This window comes from Niabella digestorum, from assembly GCF_036409055.1.
Lineage (GTDB): Bacteria > Bacteroidota > Bacteroidia > Chitinophagales > Chitinophagaceae > Niabella > Niabella composti.
In genome coordinates this window covers 129,567-138,392 of record NZ_JAZGLY010000009.1, presented here as the reverse complement: position 1 = coordinate 138,392, position 8,826 = coordinate 129,567, and the positions used below count along the sequence as shown (strand labels likewise).

At 38.8% G+C, this 8,826-nt stretch carries 6 protein-coding genes; 2 read left to right on the top strand and 4 right to left on the bottom strand.

The annotated features are described in order from the left end of the window. Nucleotides 1-330: 330 nt before the first annotated feature. Nucleotides 331-2,178, bottom strand: a complete 1,848-nt coding sequence (locus tag V2H41_RS13370) for a chloride channel protein (RefSeq protein ID WP_330975670.1) — start codon at nucleotides 2,176-2,178, stop codon at nucleotides 331-333. 99 nt (nucleotides 2,179-2,277) lie between these two features. Continuing rightward, on the bottom strand, nucleotides 2,278-3,657 hold the full coding sequence (locus V2H41_RS13365) for a deoxyguanosinetriphosphate triphosphohydrolase (protein ID WP_330975669.1): 1,380 nt from the start codon (nucleotides 3,655-3,657) through the stop codon (nucleotides 2,278-2,280). A gap of 154 nt (nucleotides 3,658-3,811) precedes the next feature. On the opposite strand from V2H41_RS13365, the gene V2H41_RS13360 reads away from it, so the two are divergent. Beyond that, entirely contained in the window at nucleotides 3,812-4,531 is a 720-nt protein-coding gene (locus V2H41_RS13360; protein ID WP_330975668.1) for a thioredoxin domain-containing protein, read from the top strand. Here V2H41_RS13360 and V2H41_RS13355 read toward each other — a convergent pair. After that, nucleotides 4,528-5,184, bottom strand: coding sequence for an NAD(P)H-binding protein (locus tag V2H41_RS13355; protein ID WP_330975667.1), 657 nt, complete (start codon nucleotides 5,182-5,184; stop codon nucleotides 4,528-4,530). The genes V2H41_RS13360 and V2H41_RS13355 overlap by 4 nt on opposite strands. A gap of 489 nt (nucleotides 5,185-5,673) precedes the next feature. Between V2H41_RS13355 and V2H41_RS13350 the strand changes: the two genes are divergently transcribed. Next, nucleotides 5,674-7,224 (top strand): DNA recombination protein RmuC, encoded by a 1,551-nt coding sequence (locus tag V2H41_RS13350; protein ID WP_330975666.1) that lies wholly within the window; start codon nucleotides 5,674-5,676, stop codon nucleotides 7,222-7,224. Nucleotides 7,225-7,236: 12 nt separating this feature from the next. On the opposite strand, the gene V2H41_RS13345 is transcribed toward V2H41_RS13350, so the two are convergent. Further along, entirely contained in the window at nucleotides 7,237-8,781 is a 1,545-nt protein-coding gene (locus V2H41_RS13345) for a helicase HerA-like domain-containing protein (RefSeq protein ID WP_330975665.1), read from the bottom strand. Between the last annotated feature and the right edge of the window lie 45 nt (nucleotides 8,782-8,826).

The following is an 8,826-nucleotide window of genomic DNA, read 5'->3' as shown; positions in this document are numbered from 1 at the left end:
CTATACAATAAAGAGCTATAATTTTACTATCGGAAAGCATGGCTTATATATTTTAGATGTGGTAATCCAAAATTATTATAAACATGCTTTCTTTTTTACTTCTTTACATAACTAGCAACTTAGGTTATATTAGTATTTGACAGCCTATATAATATAACAAGATACCAATAAGCAACGTTCTCTCAATACTTAACAAAATACTACATTATTCATTCAACATAATTAAACCTGTCAACACATTTATTATATGACATTTTAAACAAACTCAGTATTTACTCACAAGATAAAGGAAATAGAATTAATATTCCTGATTAGTTAACCTATATTTTATCATTCTGAATAATCCTGCATCAATTGTCGATAATGTGTAAGAATTGTGGATTTGGAGATAAAGCCCTGAAACTTTTCTTCCGCATCTACCACTGGTAAATCCCAAGCACCGGTTTCGTCAAATTTTCGAATCACTTTGGGCATATCATTTTTTAGCTTAATTACAACGGGGGGTGACTTGACGAATGTACGAATATCTGTATGCTGTGGATCAGACATAAACATGACCGGACGTATATCATCTAGAGCAATTACTCCCAGAAGTCGATGTGATGCATCTACTACTGCGAATATATTTTTACTAGTAGTTTTCACTAACTCCAATAGTTCGGCAAAACTGGCATTTTCACGTATAACCACTGATGTACGGTCTACCATATCGACTACCTTGATTCTTGACAATAAATTCTTATCGTGTTCGGCTGTAAAAATTTTACCCTCATCTGCCAATTTTTTAAGTTCGGGTGACATGGGCGAAAAGCGCTTAGCAATTAAGAAAGAGATTACCGACACAATCATCAGCGGTATGAACAAATCATACCCCCAGCTGGATTCTGCAATCAAGAATATGGCTGTAAGTGGTGCGTATAGTACACCGCTCATCACACCGGCCATACCGGCAAGTACCAGGTTGGATTCTGGTACATTTTCAAAACCGATGATTTTGCACACCTGTGCAAATAAAAACCCCAATGTACCACCGGCAAATAACGAAGGAGCGAAATTACCCCCATTTCCCCCTCCGAATAATGTGATAGGCGTTGCAAACGCCTTGAGCAAACATATGAAGGCAAGAAAAAGAATCAGGGTAATATTATCTACCGGAAAATAACGCAAAAAACTGTTTTCTATAAGAATTTCCTCTTCCCCGTCTACCAACGCTTTAATGGCCTCATAACCCTCGCCAAACAGCGGAGGTAATAACACACATAGCAGCGATAACAATATACCTCCCACAACAGCCCTTTTAATTAAGGATGCTCCTAGACGATGAGAAAAAAAATGTTCTACCTTTTTGGATATAAATAAAAAATAGCGGGCATAAAATGCCGTCAGCAATCCCAGTACAATATAGTAAAGGGTATTCATGTAATTAAAGGAAGAACGAGCATGAAACTGAAATAAAGCATCCTCTTGCAAAATAATTTTAGATACCAAACTACCACAAACAGCAGCTACAACAAGAGGAATAAAATCGGTAAATACCACACCGGTTAATAAAATCTCAAAGGCAAACATGATTCCTGCAATAGGAGCATTAAAGGCTGAAGCAATACCTGCCGTAGCGCCAGCAGCGAGCAGCAAAGTGCGTTCCTTATACGTTAGTTTATACGTTGTTGCAAAGTTGGCCCCTATGGCAGAGCCTGTAACTGCAATAGGGCTCTCTAATCCTGCTGAACCTCCTAACCCTATAGTAACTGCACTTTGTATCACCTGAGAATACATTTTTACAGGCGATACATTACTCGAGTTCTGAGCAATGGAATAGAGGATGGAGCCTATGCCCTTGCGTGACTGACCTTTGAAAAAATAAATAACGATAAGCGTAGTGAGTACAATTCCCAAAAATGGGAAAACTAAATAAAATACAACTTGATATTCAAAATGAATTTTTGTAGTAATGAATTTATGAATTGTATGCACTAGCCATTTCAATAGTACCCCCGCGAATCCTGCGGTAATACTTACCAGAATACCAGACAATATCAAAAACTGATTGCGGCTCATATGGCTTTTCAGCCAAAATAACACCACTTCATGGCTTCGTACTTTTTTTAGACTATACCTTGTAAAGTCTCTTTTAAACTTAAGAAAGCTATGATATTTCCGTAAGTACTTTTTAGCCATATCATCTCTTTATATAAACGAATGAGATAAGCAAATCTTGCTGCTATCAATAACTGATGTTAATAAAACAACTATATAGCATTTTAATACATGTACTACTTACATTTCTATTCCTCTTAGTTTTCTATATAATTTTAATGCGTATAAATCGGTCATACCCGAGATAAAGTCCAGCACGTGCATTACTTTTTGATAAGGAGTCTCTTCTTCTTGAAACAAAAACTGTTGTGGAATCAACTCCAGTATTTTTTGATGCTCCTTTTCTCTTGCATGCGCGGGAGTTAATACTGCCGTTACGAAATCCTCCACTAGTCCACTCATTATACGGTATCCTGCAATTTCTAACTCCACTACTTTGCGTGCATTATATATCTTCTCTACAGATACTTCAGCAATGTGCCGCATAGCCTTCTGTACACCTTCGGGTAAAGCACTCATTAAGCTTTTATCAAACGCTCCAGAGATGATAGCTTGTTGATTTTGGATAAAAACCTCTGTGCATTTATAAATAAGTACATTAATAGCCTTAGAACGTAAATAAGCTATGGATTCATTGGGATCATTCCGAAGATTGGCTGCAATATTCTTAGTTCTTTCTAAATCACTAGTATGATGTTGAATAATATTCAAAAAGCTATCACGCACCTCTTCATAAGATAATAATCCTAATCGATGAGCGTCTTCAAAATCGATAATATTGTAACAAATATCATCCGCTGCTTCTACAATATAAACAAAGGGATGCCGTTTGTACACTATCTTGTCCTCTCCCTCATCCCGAATCATATGTAATTCTGCTGCAATATCCAGAAACACTTGCTCATCAATTTTAAAATATCCATATTTTTTACGATGCACATAATCCTTGCTTGATGCAAGTGATTCGCAGGGATACTTAATGATGGAACCTAGTGTACTGTAGGTAAGCCTGAACCCACCTTTAATACGACCATGCTGCTGCATGGTTAAAATACGCAAAGCATTGGCATTTCCTTCAAATGTAGTAAGGTCTTTCCACTCCGCATCATTAAACAAATTTTTGAAGGCAATATCCTCTGGTTTCTGGGTATCTCTTTTCTTAAAATATTTGGATATAGCATCTTCGCCTGAATGTCCAAAAGCTGGATTACCCATATCATGAGCCAGACAGGCGGCGGCAATAACATATTTCAGATCGTTATTGTAAAATGTAACGGCTCTTTCATCTACTTTCACTTCTGGAAGCTGAGCAATCTGCTCTCCAATTAATCCCCCCAGTGAACGTCCAACACTAGCAACCTCTAGAGAATGCGTCAAACGATTATGCACAAACACCTCTTCCGGCAATGGGAACACTTGTGTTTTGTTTTGCAGTCTCCTGAAAGGGCTTGAAAAAACAATACGGTCCCAATCGCGCTCAAAATCACTACGTACATCGCGAGTAGTGTACTCAATCCCGTATCGCTTGGAAGAAAAACAATTGTTCCAGGTCATTGCCATATTACACCGTTTATGTGCCCAAAGTTATAAGATGCAGTGCTTTAAAGTACAGATTTATAACGATAATCGTTAAGATTCTGATAAGAGTAGCTATGGGTGGCGCCGGCTCATTAACTTTGTTTCCATTATTGCAGAAACACTAACTTAAAGAAATATGAAAAAATTTATCCTAATAGTACTGATAGGGTACAGCATTGGGCTTACAGGCTGCGCCAATGGACAGGCTAATAATACTACTCCCAGCCTAGAACCTATAGCGTTTTCGGAGAAACTTACGCAATCTCCTTTTGCCATTGTATTAGATGTACGTACACCTGATGAGTTTTCAAAAGGGCATTTAAAAAACGCCGTCAATTTTAATTGGAATGATCCATCTTTTGCCTCCAAAGTTGCTAAAATGGACAAAGAAACTCCAGTTTTTGTGTATTGTTTAAGCGGAGGACGGAGTGCAGCTGCCGCAAAGCAATTACGCGAACAGGGTTTTAAAGAAGTATACGAACTGAATGGAGGCATTCTAAAATGGAAAGCTGCCAACCTTCCGATAGATACGGACACCCAAACATCCGTATCGGAAGGTATAACACTTGAGGCATTTGAGCACGTTATTAACTCTGAGAAAAAAGTGCTGGTGGATTTTTATGCGGAGTGGTGTGCTCCCTGCAAAAAAATGGAGCCCTATATCAATGAAATATCCAAAAACATGAGCGACAAAGTAAAAGTAGTGCGTATTGATGTTGATGCCAATCCCGCACTAAGCGAAGCATTGAAGATAGATGCGCTTCCTGTACTGCATATCTATCAAAACAATAAGCGCATCTGGTCACACACGGGGTACATTACAAAAGAAGAAGTCCTTAAACAGTTAAAAGATTAAGACAACATTTTTACCTCGCTTAATATTCTTGCCGATTCAACAATTTGAATAGAATCGGCAAATTTATTTTTTGCATAATGTAGCATGAGCTGTGCCAATTGCCTTACAGGTAAAGGACTCATATTCTTAAGCAGTCCGACATTGTTCAGCCACTTCACAATACTCTCGCTAATTTTTTCGCCTTTTCTTTGCGTATCAGGTCGAGATAGTAATCCGGGACGAAAAATTATCAAATGTTCAAAATGTAGAGCAGTAACAGCTTTCTCAAGCTGTCCCTTCATGCGAGAATAAAACACCAGTGATTTAGGATTTGCCATGCTGGCAGAAATAAGCATGAAATAAGGCACATTATTATCTCTAGCTGCTTTTGCAAAAGCATACTGATATTCGTAATCCACTTTATACTGAGCAGCTTTACTCCCGGCATCTTTCAATGTAGTACCCAAACAAGAAAATGCTACATCGCCGGTAACTTCGTGTTGCCACTTTTCAGGCTGATTAAAATCGATCACTCGAGTGATTAGCTTGGGGTGTTGTTGTTGTAAAGGTCGTCGCACAAGTGCTTTTACCTCTGAAAAAGTTTCATCTTCTAAGAGCAGTTGTACCAATGCACTCCCTGTAGCTCCTGTAGCTCCAATAATCACAGCTTTCATGGACACTGAATTTTTTTATTGAAATTAAAAAAATTACTGATAGCACTATAATATTTTCACTCTTATTACAATTGATAAGCACTTGAAATAAGTATGCTCTTATTCGAACGCATAATCAAAGATTCTGTAAACCCATACCAAATAGGGGAAAACAAATCTTATTATTAGTGATGCCGATCTTTTCTAGACAATGCTCCTACATTCCTGATGCGTCATTTCTGATATTATGGAATGATCTCCTCCATATTGCTCACGATATCCACATTCTATCAGATTACTAACCTGTAAAACTACTTATAGAAATGTTTTAGAAAAATATTATCTACACAGCATGCACCTACAATCAGCTACCAATAAAGCAGCGCTCCAGGTAAGCCTGCTGTCGTCTTGCACCTCTTATAAAACGTTAAAAATCTCAATACAACTTATTTTACTGTCAAAGGTGAAGGGGTTTTCCTAATTTGCACTAAAGCAATCTTACAAAATAGTATGGACACAATAGCTCTCATTTATATTCTAGCAGGAACAATAGTTGGTATTTTAATCGGATGGTTGATTGCCAAAAGATCAGCAGTACAAGAACAGCTACGTATTGCAGAAAACGCACAACAAAAATATGCTGAATTGGAACATCAGTACATCGCACTCCAGGCCAGCTCCGACTCGAAGCTTCAAGCTGCTGAAGCCAATCTGCAATTAAGACTTCAGGACAACCATAACTTAAAAGAAGAAATATTCGTTATCAGAAAAGAGCTGGACGATTACCGTCAGCAATTAGCCTCGGTGAAAGCTGTGTATGATACTACACGAATGAATTTAATTGAAAAAAACAATGAGTACCTACGAACCAAAAATCAACATGAACAATTACAACAAGAATGCGTGCAGTTGCAGCAACAACTCACTACAGCCAAAGCTGAAAACAATGTTTTGAAAGAGAAATTGGAAATTCAGAAAAACGAAATCGAAGCTTTAAATAAAAAATTTCAAACCGAGTTTGAAAACATTGCTAATAAAATTCTCGAAACCAAAGTCAGTACATTCACGGAGCTTAATAAAGAAAATCTCAAAAACATTCTCGAACCTTTAGGCGAAAATATCAAAGAGTTTAAGAAACAGGTTCAGGATACTTATGGTAAGGAAAGCAATGAGCGTTATTCTTTGAAAAATGAAATCAAAAATTTAATGCTGCTGAATCAGCAGCTAAGTAAGGAAGCACAGAATCTTACGCGTGCATTGAAAAGCGAATCTAAAACACAGGGGCGTTGGGGAGAACTGATTCTAGAAAATATTTTAGAAAAATCGGGGCTGAGAAAGAACGAAGAGTTCTTTATGGAATATCAGTTGTACGATAAAGACGGCCAACCCTTAATCAACGCCGTAACTGGCAAGAAAATGCGTCCCGATGCCTTGATAATGTATCCCGACAATCGTCATGTAATTATCGATGCCAAGGTTTCTCTGAGTGCATTCATCCGATACACCGAAGCGGAAGATGAAAGCACCCAAGAAGCAGAGCTAATGGCACATATCCGCTCCGTAAAAGCTCATATTGATGAACTACATATCAAAGCTTATGATGATTATGACAAGTCGATGGATTTTGTGATGATGTTCATCCCCAATGAAGCTGCTTATTTTGCAGCATTAAAAGGTGATCCTGGCATATGGGAATATGCCTATGACAGAAGAATTCTTTTAATCAGTCCTACTAACTTAATTGCCGCACTAAAGCTGTTAGCTGATTTATGGAAGCGCGAACGTAATGATCGCAACAGTCTTGAAATTGCCAACCGTGCGTTAAAAATGTATGAAAAGCTGGTGAACTTTGTAGAGAGTCTAGAAACTGTTGGCAAGTATCTGGAAAGCGCACGTAGCAAATATGAAGAAGCTACAAAACAACTTCACACCGGTAAAGATAATTTCTTCGCACAGGCAAAGAAAATGCGCGAATTGCTCCATTACAAAAAACCTAAAGATCTTCCGCAAGCAAAGCTGGATCTGGGAGAAGATAATCACAACGCCAGCATTTCCGAATAAAAGAGCAGCCGTTTAAAACCAGCTGCTCTTTTTTCTACGAGTACCGCTAAGGCCGATGGCGCCAAGTAATGAACGCACTATAGTATTACCAGCAGTACGCGCCATACTTCTTACAATAGGATCATCCAAAATAGTTTTTTCAGGTTTCTGCTGTGTGCGACCGGTTTGCTTCTGTTGCTCCAGAGCCGCTGCTCTTTCTGCCGCTAGTTCTAGTTTTTGATTCAGAATTTCATAGGCACTGTAGCTATCGATCTCCTCATTATAGCGCGCCGCAATTTTAGAACGACTCACAATTGCATCTATTTCCGAGTCGGTCAACACATCCATACGGCTCTGCGGAGCGCGCAGCATACAGTGTACCAGTGGCGTAGGAACTCCTTTTTCATTCAGCATGGTTACAAGCGCCTCACCGATACCCACCTGCGTTAATAATTCATCGGTTTTATAAAATTCTGAGAAAGGATAGTTTTCTGCAGTTTGCTTAATCACTTTTCTATCAGCCGCTGTAAAGGCACGCAGCGCATGCTGCACCTTCAATCCCAACTGTGCCAGTATCGGCGCCGGAACGTCCATAGGATTTTGTGTACAGAAGAATATTCCAACACCTTTTGAACGAATTAACTTTACAATCGTTTCAATTTGATCCAACAACGCTTTACTGGCTTGATTGAATATTAGGTGCGCTTCATCTATGAACAATACCAGCTTGGGTTTGTCCAAGTCTCCTTCTTCCGGACAAGAAGCATATAACTCGGCTAGCATTTGCAGCATGAAGGTAGAAAACAACTTCGGACGATCCTGCAAATCTGTTACGCGTACAATCGAGATAATACCACGTCCGTCATCACTGATACGCATCAGATCTTCCACATCAAAACTTCTTTCGCCAAAAAACAAGTCGGCTCCCTGTTGTTGCAGCTCAATCACCTTTCTTAAAATAGTACCGGTAGAGGTGGTAGAAATTTTTCCGTAGTCTTTCTCCAGCTCTGCTTTGCCTTCGCCACTTACATATTGTAGTACTTTTATAAAATCTTTTAAATCCAGTAGGGGCAATTTGTTATCATCACAGTATTTAAAAATCATGGATACAAAACCGGCTTGCGTGTCGTTCAGTTCCAGAATTTTAGAAAGCAGAATAGGACCAAACTCGCTCACCGTAGCACGTAGGCGAGTTCCTTTTTCCTTACTTAATGTTAAAAATTCGACAGGATATGCTTGCGGTTTGAAATCAATTCCCAACAGCTGACTGCGGCTTGTAATTTTATCATTCATCTCACCGGCAGCTCCAATTCCGCTCAGGTCGCCTTTTATATCCATCAACACTACTGGTATACTGGCATCGCTGAGACCCTCGGCTAGCACTTGCAAGGTTTTGGTTTTACCGGTACCGGTAGCACCGGCAATGAGTCCATGACGGTTCAGTGTTTTAAAAGGAAGATATACATCGGCACCTTCTACTACTTCGCCATTTAGCATGGCACGCCCCATTTTATAGCTTTCGCCTTTGAATGTATAACCGGTATTTACCGTTTCCAAAAATTTTGCTGTATTTGCCATGTAAAAAAATTTTCCTTAAGATAAAAATAATTGAAATACCTTTTA